Origin of the sequence: Paenibacillus sonchi (assembly GCF_016772475.1) — a bacterium.
Lineage (GTDB): Bacteria > Bacillota > Bacilli > Paenibacillales > Paenibacillaceae > Paenibacillus_AQ > Paenibacillus_AQ sonchi.
On the sequence record NZ_CP068595.1, the window covers coordinates 3,857,124 to 3,881,595 of the forward strand.

27 protein-coding genes are annotated in these 24,472 nt (G+C 53.8%); 21 read left to right on the forward strand and 6 right to left on the reverse strand.

Annotated elements, in window-relative coordinates; translation table 11 throughout:
- Positions 1 to 179: 179 nt before the first annotated feature.
- From JI735_RS17115 to JI735_RS17125, 3 genes are all read left to right on the forward strand, one after another.
- Complete coding sequence (locus JI735_RS17115; protein ID WP_039833689.1) at positions 180 to 737, forward strand: RNA polymerase sigma factor; 558 nt, start codon at positions 180 to 182, stop codon at positions 735 to 737.
- On the forward strand, positions 719 to 1,216 hold the full coding sequence (locus JI735_RS17120; protein ID WP_202676227.1) for a hypothetical protein: 498 nt from the start codon (positions 719 to 721) through the stop codon (positions 1,214 to 1,216). Before JI735_RS17115 ends, JI735_RS17120 begins: the two co-directional genes overlap by 19 nt.
- 71 nt (positions 1,217 to 1,287) lie before the next feature.
- Positions 1,288 to 1,851: a DUF4367 domain-containing protein gene (locus JI735_RS17125; protein WP_233475923.1), complete on the forward strand. Its 564-nt coding sequence runs from the start codon at positions 1,288 to 1,290 to the stop codon at positions 1,849 to 1,851.
- 130 nt (positions 1,852 to 1,981) lie between these two features.
- Here the strand turns inward: JI735_RS17125 and JI735_RS17130 are convergent, their stop codons facing one another.
- Positions 1,982 to 3,334: an outer membrane protein assembly factor BamB family protein gene (locus JI735_RS17130; RefSeq protein ID WP_039833667.1), complete on the reverse strand. Its 1,353-nt coding sequence runs from the start codon at positions 3,332 to 3,334 to the stop codon at positions 1,982 to 1,984.
- Between the two features lie 161 nt (positions 3,335 to 3,495).
- Between JI735_RS17130 and JI735_RS17135 the strand changes: the two genes are divergently transcribed.
- Positions 3,496 to 3,729 (forward strand): hypothetical protein, encoded by a 234-nt coding sequence (locus tag JI735_RS17135; RefSeq protein ID WP_039833668.1) that lies wholly within the window; start codon positions 3,496 to 3,498, stop codon positions 3,727 to 3,729.
- Between the two features lie 229 nt (positions 3,730 to 3,958).
- Here the strand turns inward: JI735_RS17135 and JI735_RS36930 are convergent, their stop codons facing one another.
- The 3 genes from JI735_RS36930 to JI735_RS17150 form a co-directional block, all read right to left on the reverse strand.
- Positions 3,959 to 4,087: a hypothetical protein gene (locus JI735_RS36930; protein ID WP_267918902.1), complete on the reverse strand. Its 129-nt coding sequence runs from the start codon at positions 4,085 to 4,087 to the stop codon at positions 3,959 to 3,961.
- 119 nt (positions 4,088 to 4,206) lie between these two features.
- A complete protein-coding gene (locus JI735_RS17145; protein ID WP_039833670.1) occupies positions 4,207 to 6,501 on the reverse strand; it encodes an alpha-galactosidase in 2,295 nt (764 codons plus the stop codon).
- A gap of 60 nt (positions 6,502 to 6,561) precedes the next feature.
- On the reverse strand, positions 6,562 to 7,578 hold the full coding sequence (locus tag JI735_RS17150) for a LacI family DNA-binding transcriptional regulator (protein WP_039833671.1): 1,017 nt from the start codon (positions 7,576 to 7,578) through the stop codon (positions 6,562 to 6,564).
- 188 nt (positions 7,579 to 7,766) lie between these two features.
- Here JI735_RS17150 and JI735_RS35915 point away from each other — a divergent pair, with 188 nt between their 5' ends.
- From JI735_RS35915 to JI735_RS35930, 8 genes are all read left to right on the forward strand, one after another.
- A complete protein-coding gene (locus tag JI735_RS35915) occupies positions 7,767 to 8,789 on the forward strand; it encodes a cache domain-containing protein (protein ID WP_233475924.1) in 1,023 nt (340 codons plus the stop codon).
- Positions 8,762 to 9,358: a sensor histidine kinase gene (locus JI735_RS35920; RefSeq protein ID WP_233475925.1), complete on the forward strand. Its 597-nt coding sequence runs from the start codon at positions 8,762 to 8,764 to the stop codon at positions 9,356 to 9,358. The genes JI735_RS35915 and JI735_RS35920 overlap by 28 nt, the downstream gene beginning before the upstream one ends.
- Complete coding sequence (locus JI735_RS35925; protein WP_233475926.1) at positions 9,343 to 9,603, forward strand: sensor histidine kinase; 261 nt, start codon at positions 9,343 to 9,345, stop codon at positions 9,601 to 9,603. The genes JI735_RS35920 and JI735_RS35925 overlap by 16 nt, the downstream gene beginning before the upstream one ends.
- Positions 9,581 to 10,690, forward strand: coding sequence for a response regulator transcription factor (locus JI735_RS17160; RefSeq protein WP_039833673.1), 1,110 nt, complete (start codon positions 9,581 to 9,583; stop codon positions 10,688 to 10,690). Before JI735_RS35925 ends, JI735_RS17160 begins: the two co-directional genes overlap by 23 nt.
- Positions 10,691 to 11,043: 353 nt before the next feature.
- Positions 11,044 to 12,369 carry an ABC transporter substrate-binding protein gene (locus JI735_RS17165; RefSeq protein WP_039833674.1) on the forward strand — a complete coding sequence of 442 codons (1,326 nt, stop codon included), beginning with the start codon at positions 11,044 to 11,046 and terminating at the stop codon, positions 12,367 to 12,369.
- Between the two features lie 74 nt (positions 12,370 to 12,443).
- Positions 12,444 to 13,322 carry a carbohydrate ABC transporter permease gene (locus JI735_RS17170; RefSeq protein ID WP_020428886.1) on the forward strand — a complete coding sequence of 293 codons (879 nt, stop codon included), beginning with the start codon at positions 12,444 to 12,446 and terminating at the stop codon, positions 13,320 to 13,322.
- A 23-nt stretch (positions 13,323 to 13,345) separates the two neighbouring features.
- The gene (locus JI735_RS17175) at positions 13,346 to 13,966 is read left to right on the forward strand and encodes a carbohydrate ABC transporter permease (RefSeq protein ID WP_233475927.1); all 621 of its coding nucleotides are present in this window, start codon (positions 13,346 to 13,348) and stop codon (positions 13,964 to 13,966) included.
- Entirely contained in the window at positions 13,897 to 14,187 is a 291-nt protein-coding gene (locus tag JI735_RS35930; RefSeq protein ID WP_233475928.1) for an ABC transporter permease subunit, read from the forward strand. Before JI735_RS17175 ends, JI735_RS35930 begins: the two co-directional genes overlap by 70 nt.
- A 112-nt stretch (positions 14,188 to 14,299) precedes the next feature.
- Here the strand turns inward: JI735_RS35930 and JI735_RS17180 are convergent, their stop codons facing one another.
- On the reverse strand, positions 14,300 to 15,565 hold the full coding sequence (locus JI735_RS17180) for an MFS transporter (protein WP_039833675.1): 1,266 nt from the start codon (positions 15,563 to 15,565) through the stop codon (positions 14,300 to 14,302).
- 49 nt (positions 15,566 to 15,614) lie between these two features.
- Complete coding sequence (locus tag JI735_RS17185) at positions 15,615 to 16,526, reverse strand: LacI family DNA-binding transcriptional regulator (RefSeq protein WP_039833676.1); 912 nt, start codon at positions 16,524 to 16,526, stop codon at positions 15,615 to 15,617.
- A 198-nt stretch (positions 16,527 to 16,724) separates the two neighbouring features.
- Here JI735_RS17185 and JI735_RS17190 point away from each other — a divergent pair, with 198 nt between their 5' ends.
- The 9 genes from JI735_RS17190 (at position 16,725) to aroA (ending at position 24,402) form a co-directional block, all read left to right on the forward strand.
- Positions 16,725 to 17,867, forward strand: coding sequence for a DUF1611 domain-containing protein (locus JI735_RS17190; RefSeq protein WP_039833677.1), 1,143 nt, complete (start codon positions 16,725 to 16,727; stop codon positions 17,865 to 17,867).
- Between the two features lie 20 nt (positions 17,868 to 17,887).
- Entirely contained in the window at positions 17,888 to 19,027 is a 1,140-nt protein-coding gene (locus JI735_RS17195; protein WP_039833679.1) for a DUF1611 domain-containing protein, read from the forward strand.
- 15 nt (positions 19,028 to 19,042) lie between these two features.
- A complete protein-coding gene (locus JI735_RS17200) occupies positions 19,043 to 19,375 on the forward strand; it encodes an alpha-amylase family glycosyl hydrolase (protein WP_157771277.1) in 333 nt (110 codons plus the stop codon).
- Positions 19,376 to 19,446: 71 nt separating this feature from the next.
- Positions 19,447 to 19,794, forward strand: coding sequence for an alpha-amylase family glycosyl hydrolase (locus JI735_RS17205; RefSeq protein ID WP_039833682.1), 348 nt, complete (start codon positions 19,447 to 19,449; stop codon positions 19,792 to 19,794).
- Positions 19,795 to 19,852: 58 nt separating this feature from the next.
- Positions 19,853 to 20,191, forward strand: coding sequence for a carbohydrate-binding module family 20 domain-containing protein (locus JI735_RS17210; RefSeq protein ID WP_039833683.1), 339 nt, complete (start codon positions 19,853 to 19,855; stop codon positions 20,189 to 20,191).
- Positions 20,184 to 20,618, forward strand: a complete 435-nt coding sequence (locus tag JI735_RS17215) for a hypothetical protein (RefSeq protein ID WP_039833684.1) — start codon at positions 20,184 to 20,186, stop codon at positions 20,616 to 20,618. The genes JI735_RS17210 and JI735_RS17215 overlap by 8 nt, the downstream gene beginning before the upstream one ends.
- A 21-nt stretch (positions 20,619 to 20,639) precedes the next feature.
- On the forward strand, positions 20,640 to 21,818 hold the full coding sequence (locus tag JI735_RS17220; protein WP_051051576.1) for a glycosyltransferase family 4 protein: 1,179 nt from the start codon (positions 20,640 to 20,642) through the stop codon (positions 21,816 to 21,818).
- An 18-nt stretch (positions 21,819 to 21,836) separates the two neighbouring features.
- Positions 21,837 to 23,075 carry a Coenzyme F420 hydrogenase/dehydrogenase, beta subunit C-terminal domain gene (locus tag JI735_RS17225; RefSeq protein WP_039833685.1) on the forward strand — a complete coding sequence of 413 codons (1,239 nt, stop codon included), beginning with the start codon at positions 21,837 to 21,839 and terminating at the stop codon, positions 23,073 to 23,075.
- Complete coding sequence (gene aroA, locus JI735_RS17230; RefSeq protein WP_083886469.1) at positions 23,032 to 24,402, forward strand: 3-phosphoshikimate 1-carboxyvinyltransferase; 1,371 nt, start codon at positions 23,032 to 23,034, stop codon at positions 24,400 to 24,402. The genes JI735_RS17225 and aroA overlap by 44 nt, the downstream gene beginning before the upstream one ends.
- The last annotated feature ends 70 nt before the right edge of the window (positions 24,403 to 24,472 follow it).

Consider the following 24,472-nt stretch of genomic DNA (forward strand, 5'->3'; position numbering starts at 1 on the left):
CATTTGAACAATATAATATAGCATTTTATTCAAAAGCGGAAGCTTTTTCATAGATTAGATCCAAAAAATATATTCTCTCATCGGGTTGCGTCCATTACCGGGAGCAGGAACACAAAAAAATGTCACGCAACAGACGGCTCAAGTGTTATACCTGTATTGACAGCAGAAAGGAGACAGTTGTGGATTCTATAGAAGAGAAGATAAAGCGGATACAAGCGGGAGAGGTCTATCTTTTTTCAGAGGTTATCAGACTCTACCAGCAACGGATTTATGTCTACTGCTTTCGTTTGCTGAACAGCAGGGAAGAGGCGGAGGATGCGGTTCAGGACATCTTCATTAAGGCTTACCAGAACATCTGGGACTTCAAACTGCAGGTTAATTTTACCTCGTGGCTCTATAGGGTGTCCTATCATCATTGCTTAAATCAACTGCGGCGGCAAAAGTTCCAGAATCAGCTGCGAAGGCTGCTCAGACCGGATGTAACGGCTAAGAGTGCTGAACAAGTGGTAGAAAACCGGCTGTTCAGCGAATCTGTCGCCGCAGCTCTGCAGAAGCTCAGCATCGAGGAACGGAATCTGGTGATTTTGCGCATTTTTGAAGATAAATCATTTGCGGAGATTGCTGAAATTCTGGGTAAAAGTACGGTTACAGTAAGGAAACGCTACGAGCGGACAAGGAGCAAGCTGAGAGAATCCATTGTGAGGAGGGAGAAGCAGTTATGTGCAAGGACGAATTGACTTCCGAAGAGTTGTTTCTGAAGGAGGGGGATCATTCTGACCAGCTTCCGCTGGTTGATGTTCATGATTCTGTAATGGAAGCCATCGGACTTGGCAATGACCGCCTTATGATGGAGCATGCATCTCAGCTGCAGGCGGGGAACACCCCCGATATTATGCAGAGTATGGAGCCGGTAGTCGAGGCAGAGCGATACCGCAAGCGAACGATGAGGCGGCATGCGGGGAGATGGGCAGCGGTGCTGATCCTGATTGCCTTGCTCGGAGGCGGCTACTCCTTATTTGTCGAAGGCCCTGGGCAAGCCGCCAAATTCCAGTATGAAGTACTGCCCTACCAGCCGCTTGTGGTAGCGGAGGAAGGGGGGAGGTGGCAAGATCCAACAAACCAATACACCTTTCGGAGGAAAAAGCTCCCCAGAGGCAGGAAAGCAAAGAAGAAAGGCTGTTTCAGGAAAAATATTCAGAGGCATACAAGGCTGTAGAGAAATTGCTGCTGCCCGGGGAGTTCGCTTCATATGTGCTCAGACAGGAGAAGGCTGGGGGTGAGCCTCCCATGATTGGCGTTGTTAACCGCATGATGTTATTTAAGGACTATTCCAGCTATGTTGCCAAGGCGAAGAAGTACAAAGCGCCGAATTTGAAACAGCCGGAGTATATGCCGGAAGGGTACGTTTTTGACCAGGCGGTGATTCAACCTTATTTTGAGATCAAAGAGAAGGAGTTGCTGGCCCTGAGCGGTGGAATCAAGCTGGAAGGCGGCTACCGGGTCTCCTGGAGAAAAGAGCCTCTGGGTAGCATTAATTTTGATAACTCCGGGTTGAGTTACAAAAAAGGTCAGACTATAGTGAATATTTCGGTCAAACGCCTCAAGGAAAAAACCGGAATCATAGAAAGCTTGTTGTGGACCAAAAATACAATCATGGAGAACATTCTGGTCAACGGAACCCAACTGATTTATATGGATCACTCCAAAAACGGGGAAGTAAAATTGGGTTATAAATACAAACTTGTCTGGGCGGACCCGGAAAACAATATGTTATACAATTTGACTACCACGCCGGAGTCTTCCTTGACTAAAGAGGAGGTTATCCGAATTGCTGCCGGTATGATGAACTAAGCATTCCCCGCAGTTACGGCCATACCCCGCAATGTAAAACTAAAGTTCAGCCTATATAGATTGACCGGATATATTTCAAAAAGGCAAAAAGAGAGCCTGCCATGCGCAGGCTCTTTGTTGTGGCCCCTCTTTATTTCAGGGAAGCTGGCAGCTTGATCCCATGCAGCATGCCGCCTGATTGAACCAACAGCATGCCGCCAGTCTTCAGCAGCGGAGCAAATTCAGGTGATCCGGTGCGGACGGTAAATACGGGTTTTGAGCTTATGAGGTCATAGGCATGCAGCAGTCCGTCGGACTGTCCGACATAGACCCCTTTCCCGAATATAGCCGCTTGTACTGTATTATTCTCTCCCTGATCGAAGCGTGCATATTGTCCGTTAGCCAGCTTCATGGCAATCAGGCCATGGCTGTGCTCATCGGTGAAATAGATCCGGTCCTGGTGCACAAGGTTCAGCGGATTCCGCTGATCATAGCTTTCCTGTGCCCATTTCTTCACCGGCTCTGCGCCGGACACATAGTTCCAGAAATCGTATAGAACCAGGCGCTGACCCTGGTGAATGTACAGATCGTTCCCGTTAAGGAAGGCAGAGCTATAGGAGCCGCCCCCGTGATACACTCCGTCAGTTGCCGCCTTGTCTGTCCAGCTGTAAGTTCGTTCCCCCTTGAGTGCTCCGGTACGGAGATTGAAGGCGGCGATTTGGATTTTTCGGTTCACCGGATCATCGTCCAGCATGAATAACTCACGCTCTGAATAGAGAATGCCATCCTTGATGGCCAGCGGAGCCAGCTGCCTGGAAGCCTCCCACAGCTTGGTGCCGGTCGTTTTATCGTAGACGGCTACCAGGGACACGGTTATTGCGCCGGATACGGCATAATTTCTAACGACAACCCCCTCCGCCTCAAGCGCTTTTGATCCATAATAGTAATTGTTCGGATCTTCGGCAATCCGCCATTTGATCTTGCCGGTTGCCGCGTCTACCGCAGCCATTTTTTGTCCTTGGGTCACATACACCGTTCCCCCGGTTACCGTAATGCTGTCCGCAGTTCCGTAGCCTAGTGCAGCGGACCAAACTTTGCTTCCATTGTCCTCTTTGACCTTGTAGAGCGCACCCGAAGTGGTCATTCCGTAAATGGCGCCGTTGCTGTACACCATCCGCTGAGCCAGCTGGCTGCCGTATTCCCACAGCTTGGCGCCGCTTGCTGCTTTCAATGCGGCCAGCTTGCCGTTTGGCTGCAACATAAATACCTTGCCGTTCTCTGCGACAGCTGTCACCGGCTCCAGGTTATTTACCACCTTGGGCTTAGCAACCGACAGGGACCAGGCAGGTTGTACCACCGGTGCCTCCACCTGCTGATAATACGGATTTCTTATGCTTACTGCTGCTTCTTCTGCCTGGGCTGTCCCTCCGCCTACTCCGAGCGGCAGCATCAGTGCAGCACAGATGGCACCGCTGAGAGTTTTGAAAATTTGTCCCTTTCCCATTTCGAATCCTCCTTCTCTAAGTTGTAACCAGAGCGCTTATTCTGGAACCTCTACTATATAGACTCATTGTTTGTAAAAAAGTTACATCTGGCCTGCTAAGGATTTAGGAAATGGCAGCCTGCCGTCGGGTTTGCTGGGAAACAACGGCAGGAGTGCCGTTGTTGAAGAGCCGCCGGCTGATTTGCCCGGAAACAACGGCAGAAGTGCCGTTGTTGAAGAGCCGCCGGCTGATTTACCCGGAAACAACGGCAGAAGTGCCGTTGTTGGAGCGTCGCCGGCTGATTTGCCCGGAAACAACGGCAGAAGTGCCGTTGTTGAAGAACCGTTCTTGTTCTGGCGTAGAAATTAGGCTGCGGGAGCCAACTGGAGCCATGCGCCATGAAGCGACCGCCTGACCAGGGGGAGCATGGACATTGGAACCACTTCTGAAGCGGAAATGAAGGAGAGGCCAGGTGAATGCAAGTGACGGGTTGCGGACGAATAAAACAAGAGCCGGTGGTGACGGATAGCAGACCCATAAAACAAAAGGTGGCTGTACTGTAAGCCAAACGGGAAGCAGGACGGTCTCGGTTATGGGTTACGGTGACGGACCGGGCAAGCTCACGCTTACCACCAATCAGATGCCTACCACCAATTGCTGCTTACCGGCATGCTATGCTTACCGCCAATCTGATGCGGCGTCCCTTCAATTCCGGCTGCCACATCGGTCCTTTGGATACCGTTATGGCTGAAAAAAATGGCCTCCTGCTCCACATTATTGTGGAAGCAGGGGGCCATTATCGGGTTGTGTTTAACCTGGAGGGCGAACATTCATGATAGAGGGCAGTCCCTTGCGGACATGCCCTCTGCCGCTGAATGCACGAAGCGCCGGATCAGCGCTGCGCAGCTCTCAGACGGTAGGTGCAGCTGGCGAAATCTCCGTGCAGATCGGAAACGACAAGTCCGATACGCATCAGGCGGTCGCCGCCGTGAAGCGTGCCGCCGAATCCTTCCTGGAAGGCGGAGCCGGAGGCTCCCGCCGGTGCAGAACCTTCCGCTCCGTTGTGATCCGCCGCGCCATCATCAGATGCGGCGCCTGTCTCAATCACGTAATCCAGCTCAGGGTCCAGCCCTTTAAGCGGAAGACGCGATATTGGCGCATTAGGTTTTGCGAGCACACGGAAATAAGCTACAAAGGCCTCTGTTTTGTCCTCGCTCACGAACATCCAGGCCGTTTCGCCGCTCCCTTCAAAAGGGCTCAGCAGCCGGTACATATCGCCCTGCTGCACCAGTTCGCGTATTTCCTTGTATTGGGCGATCTGCCGGGCTGCCAGACGCTTTTCTGCCCCGGTGAAGGCGGTAAGGTCCAGCTCGTAGCCAAAATTGCCGCTCATCGCCACATCGCCCCGGATAGCGAGAGAAGTGATCCGTTCCACCTGATGGTTTGGTACCGCAGAGACGTGGGCGCCCATGCTGCTGGCCGGATAAACCATACTGGTGCCGTATTGGATCGCCAGCCGCTCAATCGCATCGGTGTTGTCGCTGGTCCAGGTCTGTGGCATATAGAACAGCATTCCCGGGTCAAAACGGCCGCCGCCGCCAGAGCAGCTCTCGAACAGAATGTCCGGAAAACGTGAGGTCAAGCGCTCCATCAAATCATACAGGCCAAGCATATAGCGGTGGGCGGTTTCTTTTTGCCGCTCCGGGCTGGCAGAGGCGGAGGCAATCTCCGTCATATTGCGGTTCATGTCCCATTTGACATAGGTAATCGGCGCACTGGCAAAAACAGCGCTCAATGTCTCATACAGATAATCGCATACTTCGGGACGGGAGAGATCCAGAATGAGCTGGTTGCGCGCTTCCGTACGGCGGCGTCCCGCGGCGTGCAGGCACCAGTCAGGATGCTTACGGTACAATTCGCTCTCGGGTGACACCATCTCCGGTTCGACCCACAGTCCGAATTGAAGGCCTTCGGCGTTTACCCGGCCGGCGAGGTCAGCCAGTCCGCCGGGCAGCTTGCGCCGGTCTTCAAACCAGTCGCCCAGCGAGCTGTTGTCGCTGTCGCGCTTGCCGAACCAGCCGTCATCGAGCACGAACAGTTCAATGCCCAGCGGCCCCGCTTCCTTGGCAATGGCTGCGATTTTGTCGGCATCAAAATCGAAATAAGTCGCTTCCCAGTTGTTGACGAGGATCGGACGGGTCTTGTCGCGGTGAACGCCGCGGCACAGCCGGGTCCGGTAAAGCCGGTGATAGGTGCGCGACATGCCGCCCAGTCCTTCGCCGGAGTAGACGAGCACAGCCTCAGGGGTCTGGAAGGATTGGCCCGGCTCCAGCAGCCAGGAGAAATCGAACGGGTTAATCCCAATGCTCACACGGGTCTGGTTAAACTGCTCGACCTCTGCAACTGCCGCAAAGCTGCCGCTGTATACAAGGCTGAAGCCATAGACATCTCCCTGGTCTTCATCCGCGCCGGGGCGGAGAAGTGCGAGAAAGGGATTGGCCTGATGACTGCTTGAGCCCCGGCGGCTCTCCAGCGAAACTGCGGCCCCGGCGCTAAGGCGGCGGCGCTGAACATGGCGCTCTCTCGCCCAGGCGCCGCTCAGGTGGAGCGTATCGTAGGCCGAATCGGCAAAATCAACCGAGGCGCTGAGTGCCTGCTCCAGCCGGAGCGGTGCCTGTCCGTTATGCTCAAACCGGACCGAGCGGGCGATGGCGCTGTGGTCAGCAAAGACTGTATACAGCAGCTTAACGGTCAGGCCGGTATAGTCGTCATTAAGAGTTAGCTCCAGCGTCTTGGCTTCGTGATCTGTTTCGGTATAGAGTGCAGGCAGCCCTTCGAGTGCAGGTTTTCCGGGAGTAATTCTGTAGCCCGCGTATTTAAGTTCGGTGGTCCGGGTGCCGTCAGCCAGCAGAACCTGATAGGCCGGCCGTCTGAAATCGCTTGTCCCGTACTGAGGGTACTCCTGAGGCAGGGCATCCAGAGAGAGGGAAGGGTTCGACAGCAGCGGGATTGGAGAGAAAGAGGAACGTTCGCGAAGCTCCAGCACGCCAGCCAGGCTGTTGTCGTGCCGGAGGCGTGCGCCCCAGTATACATGGGAAGGGTAGCCTTCAACCAGCTGTATGATATAGCTGGTATCTTTGGATTGAAGATGAAACAGGCCTAGCGTTTCGTCTGCGAAAATATTCATGCTTATTACTCTCCTTGTGAATGTGATCCGGTCTCTTGGCGGGGACCGTCCTTGCTTTGGTCATGGGTGAGGTGTGCATCGCGGCGGCGGCTTAATCAGGCGGCCGCAGCTCTCCCTGACGATCAGCTTCGTGCCGGTGATCGTATGTGAAGGCGCTTCACGTCCCTCGAACCGCTCGACGAGCAGCTGGACCGCCGCCTTGCCCATCTGCTCGGGATAGGCGCGTACGGTTGTCAGCGGCGGTTGGACGTAGGCGGCCATCTCGATATCGTCGAAGCCGACGATCGCCATCTCCTCCGGCACCCGTACGCCTTGGCCGTGCAGGGCCCGCAGGGCGCCGACCGCCAGCGGGTCGCTGGCCGCGAAGCAGGCTGTCGGCCGTTTCGCACCTTCCAGCAGCTCGTTCATCATCCGGTAGCCGTCGGCGCTGCTCCAGCCTCCCGTCCGCACCAGCCGGTCGTCGAACCAGCCCCGCTCCAGCATGATCCGCTCAAAATGATGCGCCCGCCGCTCCCCGTCCCCTCCGCCGCCGATAAATGCAATATCGCGGTGGCCCAGAGCCATCAGGTGGCCAAGCGCCTGTTCGACGGCCTGGCGGAAATGCGTCCGCACAGAGTCATAATCCGTCTGCTCCCCATACTGGTCGACAAGCACAATCGTGCTGGGGTCAGCGTGCAGGCTCTCCAGCTCCCGGGGATTAAAACCGCCTACAACAATAAGGCCGTCGCAGGCCCGAAGGGCAGGCAGCTGTCCATGCCCGCGCAGGGTTTGGCCGAGTACAATGCCCAGCTCTTCCGCGCGGAGCTCAATCCCCCGGCGGATAGAGCCGTAATACGGGTCATCCCGTTCCTCCTCGACCGAACACCTGAGCAGGAGCGAGACGGTTTTGCCGCTGCGCTCGGTATCCCGTTTCAGCTGCTTTAACCGGGAGGGCTTGTAGCCCAGCTGCTCGGCGACGGCAAACACACGGGTCCGCGTAACCTCGCTGACGGCGAGGGACAGGTCGTTATTTAACACTCTCGATACCGTCGCGGCCGATACGCCGGCCTCGCGGGCGATGTCTTTAATCGTTGGCAAGCCGCTCACGCCTTTTTTAGTTAATAAATTTACTAAATATCGCTTCTATCCTACCATCCACATTCCGTTCTTTCAAGTGGTTATATTTCTGGAATGCACTCCCAAATATCGTCAACCCCGGCGGCTTCTAAACCCCGGGCAATTGTGATACCATGTTGAATATTCATTGGAGGGCGGAGGGGACAGGCTTGGAATTTACAGCACTCATCCGGAGATGGTTTGGCCGGCTCCGGTTCAAAAGCAAGGTCATTGCGATATTTCTTCCCCTGCTTATTCTTTCTCTGCTTATTCTGGGCGCCCTGTCCAGCCACTTGTTCAGCCGCTCCCTGATTGAGCGGACTACACGCAACGTAGCCGACGAATCCCAGCTGATCCTCTCCCGTACCGATTATATCCTCCGCAGCGCAGAGACTGCGGCGAATATTATGGTTACCAACATCAACCGTCTTTACGAATCATATCCGGCCGTTCAGGCGGTTCCGCTGGAGCAGTTCCGCTTTGCCAACTTGATGCAGAGCCGCTTGTCGATCGACCTGTCGATCTTCCGTGAGGTGGATGCCGCTGTGTTCGTCGGCAAAGACGGAACCGTCTATTCCTCCTATACATCCGGCGGGGAGGAAGAGGCTAAGGGCATTGCCGCAAGCGGTATGCTGATCACGGTGAGAGAGGCCGGGAGCTACGGAAACTCGCATTGGTTCGGCATGGAGAAGCGGAATTATCTGACCTCCGATCCGGATTCTCCTGTGCTTACACTGGGGAAGATGGTCATCAATATCGATACCGGCGAGCCTTTAGGCACCCTGTTTCTGATTGTCCGGGAAGAACAGCTGTCGGCGTTTCTGCAGTCCAGCGATCCGGCGGCCTCCAAGGCCTATTATTTCGTGGATGAACATAGGCGCGTTGTGGCTGCGGCGGATAAGAGCAGCTTGCTTCAGCCGCTGGAGCCATCGATGGCAGCCAGAATCGGGGATCGTGAGAGAGCGGACAGAGCCGCCAGCTTCTCTTACAAGGACGACGGCAATCTGGTTACAGTCAGCCGTTTCGGACCGATGGACTGGGAGCTGATCAATGTGGTTTCGCTTAAGCTGCTCACAGCCGATGTGCAGCAGAATGTGCGGCTGACGGCGCTGGTAGGCGCTTTGTGCCTGATCTTTTCCCTGTTCGGGCAAGCTTCCTGTCCCGGATGGTTGCCAGTCCGCTGGAGAGGCTGACCCGAGCGATGCGGCAGGTGGTCAGCGGTGATCTCCGCCCGGTTGTGGCCGCGAGAACGGAAGACGAGATCGGAACGATCGCAGAGGCCTTCAATTTCATGGTCGGCCGCGTGCGGGAGCTGCTGAATAAGGTGACCGAAGAGCAGAAACGCAAGCGGGAGTATGAGCTCGCCCTGATCAGCGCGCAGATCAAGCCGCATTTTTTATATAACACGCTTGACACCATTTATGTCCTGAACGAGCTCGACCGCAATGAAGAGGCCCGGGATACGACCAAAGCGCTGGCGGATTTTTACCGGATGGTGCTTAACAAGGGAAGGGAGCTCATCATTCTGGAGAAGGAAGCGCGGATTACGGACGATTACCTGGCCATTATGCAGATCCGGTACCCGGATGTGTTCCGCTATGAGATTGACATCCCGGCTGAGCTGTCGGGCACGCCGATTCCGAAGCTGTCGCTGCAGCCGCTTGTCGAGAATGCGATTTATCACGGGTTGAAGAAAAAGGGAGCAAGGGCTTCATCCGCATCCAGGCCTGCAGTACCGGCGGCAAGGTGCTTGTCCAAGTGACGGACAACGGCATTGGCATGGATGAGGAGCGGATAGAGGCCATCATGTCCGGTTATTCACCGGAGGAGGAGACCCGTTCAATCGGTACCTACAGTGTCCAGCAGCGGCTGAACCTGTACTTCGGGGAGCCATATGGTTTGACTGTCCGCAGCGTTGTTGATGAAGGGACCGTGGTGGAGCTGTCATTGCCTATGCTTGGAACTGAAAAGAGGGATGAACAGGATGTACAAGGTGATGATCGTTGATGACGAGCCGCTGTTCCGCGACTATCTGCGGCTTAAGATGGACTGGCAGCGGCACGGCTTCCGGGTATGCTGCGAAGCGCGGAACGGCCGGGAGGCATTGCTTGAGGCGGAGAAGCATCAGCCCCATCTGGCGCTGGTTGATATTAATATGCCGTTTATGGACGGCATTGAGCTGGCGGTCAAGCTGAAGGACCGCTTTGAACGCATCGTGATTGTGTTCATTTCGGGTCACAACGAATTTGAGTATTTGCAAAAAGCCGTACGGACAGGCGTACAGGATTATCTGCTCAAGCCGTTTAACGAAGAGGAGATGTCCGCTATGCTGGCCCGTATCCGGCCGAAATTGCCGCAGCTGCCCCGTGAGCGGGAGGCTGAGCAGGAAGGGGCTGGAGAGAACGGGCCGGTATGCCCACCCGGACAAGAGGCGCCGGATCTCAGCAGCATCCGCGACGTCATTGTGCTTGGCCTCCGCATGAAAGATGCGGATATTCTGGAGGAAGTCCGCAAGGCGATCCGCCAGCTCCGCAGCTGCAAATGGGGGAGCGAATATGCGGATGCAATGATGATGGGGCTTGTCTCGCTGGTGTTAACCTTTGCGGGTGAACGGGGCTTCTCCTACAGCCGGGTGTGGGACAGCGAAGGCGACAAGTCACCTTTCGAGAGGCTAAAGGCATGCGGGTCCTGGGAGGGTGCTGAAGAGTGGCTGACCGCCTTGTACCGCAGGGTGATACAACTGACAGAAGATGTGAAGCCCACGAAGGCCTCGAATCTGTTTGCTGCGGCTATCCAATATATTGAGCAGCATTATGCGGACGCAGAGCTATCAGCCGAACAGGTGGCAGGCGGCGTATATGTCGATCCCAGCTATTTGCGCCGTGTTTTCCGCAAGGAGTCCGGGTATTCGATTGTCGACCATATTACGCATATCCGCATGAAAAAAGCCAGAGCGCTGCTGCTGGAAGGCAACCGTAAACTGGCCGATATTTCGGAGAGTGTCGGATATGCGGACCCGAATTATTTCAGCAAAAGCTTCAAGAAGCGCTTCGGCGTGACCCCGACAGAATACGAGCAGTTGGTCAGGAAGTAGCCCTGCTTCAGATGTTCCCGTTTAAAATGCTGGCGGTTCCCGGACGGGGACCGCTTTATTTAAATATAAGCATTTCATTTGTATGCTTCGCGCTATAAATGATCCTTCTATTTCCCGCTGAAACAGGTACCTGAAAGCGATACTCTGTATCGCTACTTCGGAAGCATAGGCTCCTTATAAAGACGGCCTAGCTGTTTCTACTTGTTTTGTCCCGTTTTTTACGGGTAAGACCCGTTTTATCCCTTAATGTTCTGGCTGGCCGGAGGCTATAATGTGAATGTGGCCGGCAGGTCACAGACTTACGGCACACACTCGCATGAGGGGTAGCTGCACAAATGAGGGGGATATACACAATGAAAATTGAGCACAAACGTTTAAGCGCACTAATGATAGCGTTTTCCATGATGCTGGCGCTGTCTGCCTGCGGCGGCGGCAACGGCAACACAGCCTCTGACCAAAATCAGGACCCGGCTGCGGCGGCTGACAGCGGCAAGGTCAAGCTGAAGGTATACGCCCAGCACTTTGATGAAGATACGAAAGGCCCTTTCGACTATGCAGTGGAAGAACTGAAGAAGGAAATGCCGGACGTCGAGATCGAGCTGGATTCCGCGGTGCAGGATGGTAACCAGAAACTCAAGACTTATGCGGCCACTGGGAACATGCCTGATGTTTATTTCACTGACTGGCCGACCCTGCAGACCTTTGCCAAATCGAAAAATGTAGAGCTACTGGACGATTATGAATCGACCGCACAGTATAAGCAAAATCTTAATCCGGGCGTGGAATCCCGCCTGATTGCCCCGGATGGCCATGTGTACGCTTATCCCGATACCGGCATTGAGTTTCAGCTGATTTATTATAACAAGTCGATCTTCGACAAGGTTGGCATTGCAGTGCCGATCAAAACCATTGACGGGCTGGCTGAAGCGGCCAAAAAATTGAAAGCAGCGGGCTACATCCCGATGTCCATCTTCGGGAAGGAAAAATGGATTTCAGCCGCATTCTATAACGGTCTCGTCACCAGGGAACAGGCTGCTGGCTTTGGCGCATTGGAGGCACAGGGGGTAACGGAGCTGCCGCAGGCTTTTGTTACGGCCGCAGAGCAAATGAAGCAGCTTCAGGAAGCCGGACTGTTCGACGCCAACGCGACGAACACGAACTATGACCAGGCGTCCTCGCAGTTTTATCAGGGCAAGTCCGCGATGTTCGTCAACGGCCAATGGGAAATCTACAGCTCGGAAGAAAAACTTGGCGACCAGGTTGACTGGATGTACTGGCCGGCCAAAGATGAAGCGACCTATGAACAAAGCAAATATAATATCGACGGTGCGGGATCTCCGCAGGGCTACGCCGTTTCGCCCGGCAGCAAGAATAAGGAGACTGCGGTGAAGGTGGCAGCGTTCCTTGCTGCGAAATCAGCTGAATATAAATATTCGAAGCTGGGCAGCCCGATTATTTCGCCGAAGACAGACAAGCCGATTGCGGCTGACGTGCCGGTTATGATGCAGCGGATCGCCACGGAGCTGCTGCCGAACGCCAAAGAATATGCAAAGCTGCTAAGCAATACGCAAATTCAGAATGCCATCAACGACAACACACAGAACCTGCTGGTGGACGGTTTTGCAACCGAGAACTTTATCACGAACCTGAACCGTACGCTGGGCAAGGAAAACCAGTAGGCGGGAACCTGCCGGACCCCTGCGGCCTTCGCCCGGGGGTTCAGCTTTAACGGAACAAGGAGGGAAAGAACCGCATGAATAAATACCTGGGAAATAAATCGGCGCTGGCGCTGTTTCTGCTCCCTGCCCTGTTGTTATATAGCGTGATCCTTATTTATCCTGTGCTGCAGACCGTTGTCAGAAGTTTTTACGATTGGGACGGGCTGAGCACGGCAGCCTTCTCCGGAATTGCCAATTACCGCGAGCTGTTTAACGATCCTTTGCTCTCAACTTCCCTGAAAAACGGGCTGATCTTTGCCCTGGTGCTGGCTGGATTCCAGATTGGACTTGGTACGGTACTGGCGCTCGTTTGCGCCAATCCGCGGACCCGCGGACGCAAGCTGCTGAAGACTGCTTATTTCATACCCGTAGTGCTGTCGGTCACGGTTGTCTGCCAATTGTGGATCGCCATGTACGACCCGACCAACGGTCTTGTGAATAAGCTTTTCGAGCTGTTGAATATTCCCTACCGGCAGAACTGGCTGAGCTCACCGACACAGTCGATCATTGCCATCGCTTTTGTAAACGCCTGGCAGTTTATGGGCTATCAGTTCTCCCTGCTGTATGCCGGTGTCAAGGCTGTTCCGGAGGATTACTTCGAGGCCGCGACCATCGATGGCTGCGGAAAGTGGCGGGCGCATTGGCATGTTACGCTGCCGCTGATGCGGGAAACGTATAAATTCTGCTTCACCATCGCGATCACCTCCGGGATCGGCGCGTTCGTACAGATGCTGATCATGACCAATGGAGGCCCGGGCACCACCAACTACACGATGACCTTCATGATTTACCGGTATGCCTTTATGGAGAGCAACTACGGATACGCATGCGCTGTATCGGTATTGCTGGTGCTGATCTCGCTTATTGCGACGGTTGTAATCAACAAGGTGTTCGACCGTGGACAGAATGCATAATGGAAAGGAGAACCATAAACCATATGAGCCCCAAAACATTCCGGTCCATCGGGCAGTTCCTGTTGCAAATTCCGTTGTGGCTGTATTTTGCCGTATCCATCTATCCGCTGTTCTGGATGATTTCATATTCCCTGAAGAACAATGACGAAATTTTCGTCACCAATCCGTTTGGCCTGCCGACTCATTTTCGTTTCGAGAACTATATCAATGCCTGGACGCAGTTCAATATTCCGCGTTACTTTTGGAACAGCTTTGTCGTTTCCATCATATCCACGCTCTTCATTCTGCTTCTGGCGCTTATGTTCGCCTTTGCCGTGGCCCGGATGCAGTGGAGATTCCGCTCGGCTGTCAGAACTTATATGCTTGTCGGTATGTTCATGCCGCTGCAGGTGATTATGATCCCGCTTGCGCTGCTGGTCCGGGATTTCCATCTCACCAACACCTATGGGGCTCTTATTATTCCCTACATTGCCATCGGCCTTCCGTTCTCAACCATGGTGTTCTACGGCTTCCTGGTCAGCATTCCCGGGAAATTGAAGAGGCAGCCTGCATCGATGGTGCAAGCATTTACCGGTTGTTTCTCGGGGTCATCCTGCCGCTGGCGCTGCCGGCCATCGCAACGATTGCCATCTTCCAGTTCCTGAACAACTGGAATGAGTTCACTCTGGCGTACATTCTAATCTCGGACGAGAACATGAAGACACTGCCGCTGGGATTGCTCTTCTTCCAGGGCTCGTACAGTACCGACTGGGGAGCAATGGGGGCGGTCATGACTATTGCATCGCTTCCGATGGTCCTGGTCTATCTGCTTCTCAGCGATCAGGTGGAGCGGGCCATGACGGTAGGCTCAGCGGTAAAAGGATGACAGCCGCCCGGGCGGCCGTTGCCAACCTATACGGAGAACCTGGCTCTCAAGGAGTGAAGAATCTTGAGAGCCAGGTTTTTTGGGTTTGGAGCCTATATAGCTTATTAATAACTCACTTATATCCTCGAATGATCTTCAGCTTAGTGGAGGTATATAAGGCGAACAGGAGCAGCAGCAGTCCGATGGACCCCATAACAGGGCCGGGACTGAAATGATCCGAGAGATAGGAGACAACGGATAGGCCGATTGATGGAGCTACACTCATAATTGACCCCAGTACGCCAAAAACTCTGCCCTGGATTTCTTCGGAAATTTCCAGCCTGAGGATGATATTGATAAGGAGTGTGCAGAACGAAAACATGAATCCGATCAGCAGCACGACGGGAATGGCTGCGGCCGCAGAAGTGATGAAGGATAACAGGATATACATCGGGCCCAGACAGAGCAGGCCGGTCATAATGAGTAATCCCCGCCGTCTGATTCTGGAGCCTAGAATCATAATCAGGCCTGAGCCGATCATATAGCCGAGAGGGATACAGGCTTCCATGAGTCCGAACTGAAAGGGACTGGACTTCCAGACGTTGACGGCCATGACCTGGGTCAGCATCATTGAGGGCATGAAGAATAGAGTGAGCGTCGGAAGCATAATGATGACTGCCTTGGCAAAGGGGAATTTCCAGATATAACGTATGCCTTCTCCAAGGTCCTGAATAAATTTCTTTTTCTGTTGGGGCTCTGGATTGGCGCGTGCCGGCATCGGCAGGGAACGGACAGCAAGAACGAGCAGGAAGGAGACCAGAAACGTGGCTCCGTCGAATAAAATAGCATCTGCCGCACCGAAAGCCGCTACGAAGATTCCGCCTACGGAAAAGCCAACCGTCCGGCAGATGTTCTCCGACAGGTTAAGCATGCCAACGGCTTGCTGGACATGCTCTTTGCCGACAACGGTGACAATGGAGGACTGATAGGCAGGGGACTGGAAAAGGGCTGACACCGTAGTTAGCGCTGTAAGCACAGCTACAATAATGAAGGAAGCGGAAGGAACAGAGATGACGAGGGCAAGGATGACTACCAGTGAGCAGCTGACCAGATCTGTAACCAGCATGATTTTTCTGCGGTTGGTCCGGTCCGCGAACGTTCCTCCAATGGACCCGAGCAGCGAGCTGAGCAACAGGTTAATAATCGTCAGTACAGCCACCATTTTGGCGCTGCCGGTGGTCTGGAGCACCCAGAGACTAAGGGCGATGCTGTGAAAGGTATTGCCGAACAGGGAAATGGAAAAAGAGCAGAGCAGCAGCATGAATTTTTTGTTGGCCCACAGTTTTGGATAGGAGTGTACCGCAGGGGCTGCCTGGCTGGCTATAACGGGTTCTGTCATGTTTATCCTCCTTTCAACTTAAACGTTTAAGTTGACTGTCAAAAAAAATTTAGTCTACATAATAACAGTTATTCTCTTGCTCGGAGTAGTCCGAATGGTACAACAGCTCTTGCATGAGTTCAAATGCGACCTCCGCTTTGTTTCCCTGAAAAAGAATCTTCTCTACACGCTCCCCCAGCATTTCCGGGGAATTGCAGGTGCAGATTACGGTCAGATGCTCGAAGTCTCCAGACTTCTCCACATAGCTGCCAATGAATTCATTGATCACAATCGCCTGCTTGAAGCGGTGGTGAGCCATCGCCGGAAACAAATCCTGAAGCTCGCGGATCTCGAAGACAGCATCGTCCGGCAGAGGAACACAGCTGCGGATATAGCGGGTTAGAAGTGAATTATTGAAGCTCTCCATAATTAAACAGACCTGCGACAAATCGCCCGGCAGAGCCTTTTCAAGCGCTGAGCGGTAATTGAATACCACCTGCTTGAACAGCTTATCTTCAATCATGCTGTCGATCAGGATCAGGGGAATGCCCTCGACAAAGTGTCTGGAAATCGAGTAGAAGGAGGCGTCTTGTGCATCAATAAGAAATACGGCTTCCAGCTTGCGTTCTACAATAATGTCCAGCGATGGGTTGCCGGTATCCAGAGAATAGAGCAGCGTATGATACCCGGCTGCTGTAAGCCGCTGCTCCAAAGTATGAATGAAGGCGAGCTGGGCATGCAGCTTCCAGTATGGCAACTGCCTGGATCTGTGGACCAATACACCTACCAGACCGGTTTTTTGGTTGGCGAGTGAACGGGCTGCCAGATTCGGAATATAATGCAGCTCATCGGCCAGCTGCAGGATCTGGCGGCGTGTCTTCTCAGGAATGGTCTGATTATCCACACGATTCAGCACATAGCTTACGGTGGCAACGGATACGTTGGCACGGATGGCGATGTCCTTCATAGTTGTTTTTTTCAACAATCCAATCTCCTATCTGTCAATTTCCTAAAGATTAACATTAGCTTAGGCCGGGAGTCAATCCTCGAAATTCGTGTCATAAAAAACCTTTTATTTCTTGGTATTGATATAATATGTAAATTATTGTAGTATCAGCTTAATCGGTTAAGTCTACCGATTGTTGTCTATCCTTTACTCTATTACGGGAGGCGGTTATGCATGGACAATGTGGTGTTGTATCCCTTCAACAAGATTACGCAAGGGATCATCAGGTTCAGGGATTTAACAGATTTTACGGTAAGGGCGGTTGTTGATTTTGTCCTGCATAAGGGTAAGGACGCCGCTGAACTGGTGGAAGGCCGAGCGGCAGGAATCCCAATCACGGACAATTTTGAAGAGGTGTTCGGCATAGCGGATACCCTGATTCTGAATGATCCGGGAACTTCATTTGGGAATAACGAAGGCGTATATGGTGAGCATAACCTCAGTCAGCTGTGGAGATTGCTGGTTGCCTCTGCCCATGAGCATAAGCTGCGGATCATCAGTGTGCACGAAATTATTGACCGCCCTACCCTGGATTGGTTGCTTAAGAATGGAATTACGATTGAGATTCTACCGCAAATCCCCGCAAGTCTGCAGCACCGGCTCCATACAGAATATATATTTCCTTCCCCTGGAGATGAAGTAGCCACTTATTTATCCTATTTTGATATAGACGCACAAATAACCGCTTATAACCGCAATATTTGCAAGGTGGGGATATTCGCAACAAGAGGATGCCTCGGGAAGTTCACGGCTCAAATGTCATTGTTCCGGGCTCTTCGGCAGGCAGGAGAGAAGGTACAGGCGATTATAACCGAGCCTACGGCTGCGCTCTTCAACCAACCGGGCGGTGATATTATGAAATTTATTGCCCATAATCCGCTGAGCCAATATCCGTACTACATTCACGCAGCTGTCCGGGAAGCGGAGAGCGCAGGCTGTGATTATGTCCTGCTGTCAGGTCAAGGCTCGTTGCTCCCGAATGAGAATTTCGTGATTGCAGCGACCAAAGTCTCTTATTTACGGGCCTTGCAGCCGGACTTGACGATCCTGATTGCAGGCTACGATGATGATGAGCAGATCAGGGACAGCCTCGATATTCTCCGCATTTACGGTAATGCCAGCCGGCCGTTTGCCATTCTGATCCCGGATAAATACGAAATTGATTTTGGAGTATACATCTCGAAGACTCCTGAAGAAATAGAGCAGCGCAAGGAAGAAATCCGCAGCCGCTTTGATGCCGCGCATGTGGAATCGGTGCTGGACATTGGCAGGCTGGCAGGCAAGCTGGCTAACTATAAAAAGACTGTCAGATTATGATCCGGGGGGAGGCGGCGAATATGAAGAGAGTTGTACTGTATCCCTTCAATAAAATCACGCAGGGCCTGCTGCGCTTCCGTGACCTGCTGGATGTCGAGATCGTATCGGTCATCGACTTTGTGGAGGAAGACGGGCAGGATGCCGGAGCGCAGGTGGACGGGAAGCATTCGGGGATTCTGATCCATTCGTCAATGGCGGACGGTCTGAAGGACGCGGACACCCTGATTCTGAATGATCCCGGCACCACTTTTGGCGGGAATTCAAGTGTATTCGCTGAACATGATCTTGCCGGATTATGGCGGGAATTGGTCTTATACGCATCCGGCCGGGGCTTAAAGGTGATCAGTGTGCATGAAATTTATGACCGGGCTACCCTGGACTGGATGGCGGAGCAGCAAATACAGATCGATGTGGTTCACAGTCCCCGGGAGCAGCTTTTTCAGGAGATGGATAAGCGCTATGGCACGGGCGGAACGGATATTGAGCGCTATCTGGAACAGTTCCAAAAGGAAGCCTTGATGTTTTCCCGTCCCAGGTCGATTAAGAGAGTCGGGATTTTTGCCACCCGGGGGTGCATCGGGAAGTTTACCGTGCAGATGAATCTTTACAGGCAATTCGCAGCGGAGGGCATTCCGGCGACAGCTTTCATCACAGAGCCGACCGGGTTCCTGTTCGGGCAGCCTGAAGGGGATATCTTCAAGTTCCTGGCACAACGCCCGTTGGAGCAGTATCCGTACTATATCGACACAGTGATTCATCAGGCCCAGGACAGCGGCAGTGACTGGATCATTATGGCGGGGCAAAGCTCCATTCTTCCCACTATGAATATAGCGTTCAATTCCCTGAGATATGCGATGCTGCGGGCATTTGATCCGGAATATGTTCTGCTGATTGCCGGTTATGATGATGACGGCGCCATTCATGATGCAATTGAAATGTTAAGAATCTACTCCAGGCGGCCGCTTGCCCTGCTGCTGCCGGATAAGCTGGAAACCTCTTACGGGCAATACGAAATCTATCCCCACGAACGGAGAATGGCCCGGAAGCTTGAACTGGAACAGAAATTTCAAATTTATGTCCTCTTCATCGAACAGGCGGAAGCGGCGCTGAACCTTCTCCTGGAGGAAGCGGATGCCATTCCGGCCGGTTCCGGTGAGTAATTATGCTGCATCCTGGTGAATGCATCTATCAGATTGTCACCGACCGGTTCTGTGAAGGCAATCCCGCAGGCCGTCCTCGGGCGGAGCTGTTCCGGTGCAGGCAATCTGCGAAAATATCTCGGCGGCGACTGGGCAGGGATTATTGCCAGGATTCAGGACGGATACCTCACGGACATGGGGTTCAGTGCGATCCTGATCTCCCAGCCGGCAGAGAATATTCATGTATGTATGGAGGATGAGGAAGGCACAGCCTCCTATCATGGATATTGGCCCAGAGACTTCCTCCGGCCTAATCCTTATTTTGGTTCAATGGATACATTCAGAGCCCTGCTGAGCACTAACGCATGAGCATGGACTGAAAGTAATTATTTTTTACGTCCAATCATACCTCCCCGGCACTGGAACTGCGGCCAGATTACATGGAGAATGGTGCAATATACCGTGCGGGCCGGCTGGTAGCAGCGTACTCGGGAGATATGGAGCGTGTGTTTCTGCATAATGGCGGCACCGCGTTCCGGGATGCCGAGGATTCGCTGTACCGCAACCTGTATGACCTTGCCGGATTGGATCAAATGAACCCGCAGGCGGTATTTGAGCGCAGCTGCAAGAGGGATGTGGCACTGATCCTAATTAACCAGGAAGACAATGCGCAAATCCTGCCTCCGCTGACTACTTCCCTGCCGCAAGGTGCTTACTCCAGCCTCCTTAAGGATATTTTCCAGACCGCCCGGCGGTTCCGGCAGGCATACATCCTGTACAGGGTCTGACAGAAGGGGGGCAGAAGTTCCGGCTCCCGGAAGAACTGAAGGTGCGGACGGAACGCTGGTGCTCAAGACCGTACACACTGATTATGGTACCCGGGTCTATGTGACGGGGAATGTGTATGAGCTTGGAGCCTGGCAGGCGGAGAGGGCGGCAGGGCCATTTTACAACCAGATCGTCTACCGGTATCCAACCTGGTATTGCGATGTCAGCCTGCCGGCGGATTCCCGGATCGAGTTCAAAATTATGTTTAGGAGCGGCTCCGGAATGGTGCGCCTGGAGCAGGGAGAGGCTCATTGCCTTCATACGCCTGCGGAGGGTGTATCCGAAATGATAGCGGAGTGGCAGGGAGGCTGCCAAGAATCCTTTCAATTGTCCGAAGGAGATGCTGCATATGGATGAGAGACTGCAGTTTGACGGAACACACCTGACCTTTCAAACTGCGCTGGATGAAGAGAGAAGACGACTGATTGCCTGGCATTTTAAAAGCAGCTGGCTTGAGCTGCAGCAGGCTGTCCGGCTAACCACCCTCTCTTCCGAGAACAAATTTGCGCAGTTTCTGTTTCCGGTGGACAGGCCGCTCGGGCAAACGCTGGAGATGCGGGTTCCCGGGCCGGGCAGCCGCTACTATTACGCGGATTTAGGGATTATTAAAAAAGTGCAAACGTTTGTACCAATTTTGAGATCTAATGTGTTATTTATTTGTGATGACGGCAGCCCGATGTATTCGGACTGGTTCTCCTTCCAAAGAGATCATGCTTCGCCTCCGCTGCTGGAGCAAAATACATGGTGGGAATTCTTCACGGGGTATTCACTTTCTGCACATTGAGAGATTCGGAGGGGACAACCTATGCAATCAAGCACATCTGTCTTAATCCTGTCCTGGGAGTATCCGCCTGTGGTGATCGGAGGAATGGCCCCGCATGTCTATGAATTGTCCAGGCATTTGGCCTGCGGGCCGGCCGAGGTCCATGTAATTACCAATAGCGCCCCGGGACGGCCCGTTCTGGAAGTGGAGAACGGCGTATACGTGCACCGTGTGAATTCTTATGAGAACTTGACCGATTTCGAGGATTGGGTGCTTGAGTTCAATCTGGCAATTGTAGATTACGTTGCCTCCCGGCTCAGCGGGAACGTAAGGCTCGATCTTATTCACGCGCATGATTGGCTGGTCGGCTATGCCGCCCTTCTGCTGCATCAGCGGCTGGGATTACCGCTTGTGACAACGATCCATGCTACAGAATTTGGGAGGAATCAGGGATTGTTCACGCCTCAGCAGCACACGAATCATGCCATCGAACATGAACTGGTCACTTCGTCAGACAAGGTCATTGTATGCAGCCTGCATATGCAGCGGGAGGTCTGCACTGTGCATGGTCTTGACAAGTCTAGGACGGAGATTATCCCTAACGGCATTGATCTCCGTTCGTTGGAGCTGATTCCGGCACATTCCTTCAGAAGGGAGCATTACGCGCAGGATGGCGGCAAGATTGTCCTGTTCATTGGAAGACTGGTGAAGGAAAAAGGGGTACAGGTGCTGCTGCAAAGTATGCATGAGGTGCTGCGCGAATTTCCGCACTGCACCTGTATTATCGCAGGCCGGGGACCGATGTCCGCCGAGCTTGAGGACAGTGCGGCTGGGCTGGGGACAAGCATACGCTTCACCGGCTTCGTAGACAGCCAGGAGAAAAGCTTTCTGCTCCAGATTGCCGATGTCTGCGTATTTCCCAGTTTGTATGAGCCCTTCGGCATTGTGGCGCTGGAAGCGATGGGGAGCGGTACACCGGTAATTGTGTCAGAAGCGGGAGGGCTGGCCGAGATTGTTAAGCATGGGCGGACCGGACTCACCAGCGTGCCCGGAGACCCTGGCATGCTGGCGGCCCGGATTCTGCAGCTGCTCCGTGATTCTGATGAGGGAAGCTTGCTTGCGGAAGCAGCCCGGAGGGAAGTTCTGCTGCGGTATGATTGGCAGCCCATTGCGGACAGAACCGGAGAAGTCTATTCCACGCTGAGCGGCGTGAGATTATAAGGAAGGGGAGATGCCGGGATGACATCTTTTATAACGCTCAAGGAAGAGATTATTGATCTATCGCTCTGCGCGTCTTGCGGATTGTGTGCTGCAGTATGTCCCCAAGGCCTGCTTGCGATGAACGGCGATTCCGTTTCGCTTCCGGTTTTTCAGGGTCTGGAGAGCCAGGCGGCGGACACCTGCGGCAGCTGCAATCTCTGCTCGGAGGTGTGTCCGGGCTATGATACAGGTGTGATGGAATCCGAGCGGCGCATCTTTGGCCGCAACCGTTCGGAGCTTGAACGCTGGACCGGTATCTATTTATCTACCCATCAGTTATCGGCGGCGGACCCGGAAATTCTCGGCCGGGCGGCAGCCGGCGGGGCGGGAACGATCCTGGCGGCTACCGCACTGGAGGAGAAGCTTGCTGACGCAGTGATTGTTGTGGGGAGAGATGAGGAGCGTCCCTGGGTGCCGAAGGCCTACCTGGCCGATTCGGTGGAACGGATTATCGAGTGTGCGCAGACCAGCTACTGCATCACTCCCAACCTGGATCTGCTGCAGGATAGCAGATATGACAAGATCGGCATTATAGGCGTGCCTTGCCAGATTCAAGGAATCCACAAGCTGCTGAATCTGCCGGAGCACTTGCCGTCCTCTGTGCTGGCAGACAAAGTAGCGTTCACGATTGAGCTGGGATGCGCCTCCAACACCTCACTGGGCGGTACCGAGCATCTGATTACGGAGATCTTGGGGATTGAATTGGCTGACGTTGCTGTGATGCGCTACCGGGAGGGGCAATATCCGGGGCAATTCATGGTCAGGACCCGGCAGGGGCAGGAGTATTATCTGCCTTTTTACCGGCTGGTGGAGGAATTCAAAAAGTTCAAAACCTTCCGCTGCCTCGCTTGCCCGGACTGGTGGTCAGGGATCGCCGATATTTCGATTTCGGATGGAGATCCCAATATTTTTGATTCCAGCAAAGAAGGAATATCTGCTAAGGCATCCTCCACGGTAATGGTGCGGACGAAAACAGGGGCCCGCCTGCTTGAGCTTGCGGTGCGCCGGAATGCGGCCCAGCTGGTCGATTACACGTTTGATAATAATCTTGGACTGGAGCGGAAACGGCAGCGGTACCGCAGCTATGCGGCGATGGGCGGCCGGCGGATTCCGCTGGCTCCCGGCAGAGATATGGATTATTCGCAAATACTTTCCGATGACGAGGTGATCAGAATTGGGATTGGTCCGAAACAGGGTCGGCCTGCCGGCCAAATGTGATTTGCAGATTAAGGCGAAGCGGGAGGTGTGCTCCTTCGAATTCCATTCGGTTCCGGGAGACAAATCCATCTCCCAGCGGGCCATTGTCCTGAACGCTATCGCCGAAGGCCAGGGTACGGTGTACAACGTGCTGCGTTCCCGTGACATTGAGAGCTGCATCACGATTCTGCGCCAATTGGGTGTAAGGATTGCATGGAATGGGGATGATCTGTCCGTACATGGAAAAGGGCTGCGGGGCCTGCAGGCACCGGCTGGCAGGCTTGAGGTCGGGAATACGGCCACTTCGGCCCGTTTAATGTTGTCTGTACTGGCGGGACAGTCCTTTGCAGCGGAACTGGGCGGGAACGCACTGCTCTCGGCAAGACCCATGGACTGGGTTGTTCAGCCGCTGACGGACATGGGGGCGGTGATTGAATATCTTGGGGCCAAAGGCTGCCTGCCTTTACGGATTCAGGGAGCGTCCCCGTTGTCCCCCATAGACATGGAAGCCACTGTATTCAGCGCACAGGAAAAGTCAGCCCTGCTGTTCGCGGGATTATACGCAGAGGGAATCACACGTTACCGGCAACGCTGCCAAAGCCGGGATCATACCGAACGCCTGATGCATTATTTCGGCATAGATATTCAATCCGATAACGATGTTACCTTCCTGAAGGGAGGGAATGCCTTCTATGCCAAGGATGTAATGGTTCCGGGTGATATGTCCTCGGCGGCTTTTCTGCTGGCTGCATACGCTATTCGGGGAGCGGAGCGCAAGGGCAGCCTGCTGATCAAGCAGGTGGGTGTCAATCCAACCCGGAGCGGATTTATCCGGCTGCTTGCAGAGATGGGACTTCATTTAACGCTGCAAGCGGAAGCGGAGCTGATCTCCGGGGAACCGGTTGCAGATATCTACTGCACACCGGGAACCCGGTTGTCCTCTGTCTTAGCTGAAGGCAACGGGCGCATACAGAGCCTGATTGACGAAGTTCCTTTGCTGGCAGCGGTATCGGCATTTGCGGAAGGGGACACTGTGATCCGCGATTGCGGGGAATTAAGAGACAAGGATACGAACCGGATTCAGACCACCGCAGGGGTGCTAAAAGCTTTTGGCGTGGAAACCTCCTGCAGTGAAGACGAGATGGTCATTCATGGCGGCCGGCCTCTATCGCCTGCCACCGTAGACAGCTGTGGTGATCACCGGATCGCCATGACCGCAGCTGTATTGGCCAGCAGCCTGGATGAGCCTTCGATCATCCGCAACTGCGGCTGTATCAACGTTTCCTATCCGGGCTTCGTAGAGGATCTTTCGCAGTTTGCGCATATCGATGTTTTGCCCGCAGAATGATGCGGCCTGTTCCGCTTGAAAAGCCCCCGGCACTGTAAGATACGGTGCCGGGTTTTTTGGAAAGATAAGA